Annotated in this window: 2 protein-coding genes; both read right to left on the bottom strand. The window is 40.5% G+C overall.

Annotation, left to right across the window (positions count from 1 at the left end):
* Positions 1 to 37: 37 nt before the first annotated feature.
* On the bottom strand, positions 38 to 709 hold the full coding sequence (locus tag JCM2765_RS16465; protein ID WP_225352158.1) for an IS3 family transposase: 672 nt from the start codon (positions 707 to 709) through the stop codon (positions 38 to 40).
* Between the two features lie 190 nt (positions 710 to 899).
* A complete protein-coding gene (locus JCM2765_RS16470; protein WP_054737607.1) occupies positions 900 to 1424 on the bottom strand; it encodes a helix-turn-helix domain-containing protein in 525 nt (174 codons plus the stop codon).
* Positions 1425 to 1476: the final 52 nt, after the last annotated feature.

The following is a 1476-nucleotide window of genomic DNA, read 5'->3' on the forward strand; positions in this document are numbered from 1 at the left end:
TGATGTGCAACGGTAAAGTTAGACATTGTGTAAATTTCTATGCTGCCAATAGTTCATCTCGGTAATTCATCGGTGATTTACAGTTAGTTTTAAGCGAAATTCGAGTGGTGTTAAACCATTCTGTATAGCGATCAACAGCCGTTTGAAGTTCTTCAAGTGTGTGTAATTTTTGACGATTAAGTGATTCTACTTTCATCAAATGAAAATAGCTTTCCATGGGGGCATTGTCGAGGCAATGTCCCTTTCGTGACATACTGATGGTGTAATTGTTCTTTTTAAGGTACTCACGATAGTCTGGTGTTTGATAGTGCCAACCGTGGTCTGAGTGCAGAATTGGTGTGGCCCCCTCCGGTAGCTTTGTTTGCGTTTCATCTAAAGTTGCTGCGACTAGGTCTTTATTTGGACTATCACTAACGACAATCCCTAATATTTCACGGGTTGCTTCATCCATGATGGTTGAGATGTAGCCAAATTTGCCATTAAGAAGCCTAACTTGCGTAATATCAGTGTGCAGAACAGTATATGGATCTTTCGCCACAAATCGCCCTTTTAAGAGATTTTTTGCTTTTTTTTGATCACCTTTAAAGGAGCTATAGTGCGCAGTATGTTCGTTGTATAGCGTGTTATCGATGCCCACGTCCTTCATTAACTCGCGCAATTTAGCGTCACCCACATGAAGACCATAGGTGTTTTCCAAGATTTTCGAAATACGCCGATACCATACGTTTTAAAGCTATCAGCGTAGATTTTAAGAATCACTTGTTTAATGTCAGCGTACTTATCAACGGTATTGGCGATTCTTTTTCGTTCATCATAATAAGTTGGCCGCTTAAGTTGAACGGCCTTAAGTAGGGTACTGACTGAATAGTTGGTAGTTTCATTATCCCGAATCGTGTCAACTAGTTGTGCTTTTTCTCGGTTAGAGAACTCCTCGATTGGGGTTGCAGTTTTTTTAAGATAATGTTTTCCAACTTGGTATCATCTAGCTGTTGTTCAAGCTCGGCAATCCGTTTTTCGTAGCTGTTTTTACGAATAGCTGAGTTCTTTTTACGTTTAGTTTTCTTCACGGTCCTAGCTCCTTGAAGATGCTGACGAATCTCGGCAATTCCTCCTTGAGTGAATTGATGATTCCATCGAGAAACTAAGCTACCATCAACTTTAAAGTGTGTGGCCGTTTGTCTGATCGTTACAGCATCTGTTTTCAGATATTGTAACACGTCACCAATGAACGCCATACTATATCCCTGTCGTCGATCACTGGCTTGAATAGTGCTAAGACCGTGTTCTCTGGCCCATCTGTGCCATTGACGGAAAGTATCAACCGGAATATCGTACTTATCTGCAATTTGGCGTGACGAGAGTGATCCGTTCCAATATTCCGTGATTAAATTCGTCTTGAATTCAGCGGTATAATAACCTTTCATTGCGTTTCACCTCATAATAGTTAGTTTATGTCTAACTATTATGACGCACATC

Origin of the sequence: Secundilactobacillus similis DSM 23365 = JCM 2765 (assembly GCF_001311075.1) — a bacterium.
Taxonomy (GTDB): domain Bacteria; phylum Bacillota; class Bacilli; order Lactobacillales; family Lactobacillaceae; genus Secundilactobacillus; species Secundilactobacillus similis.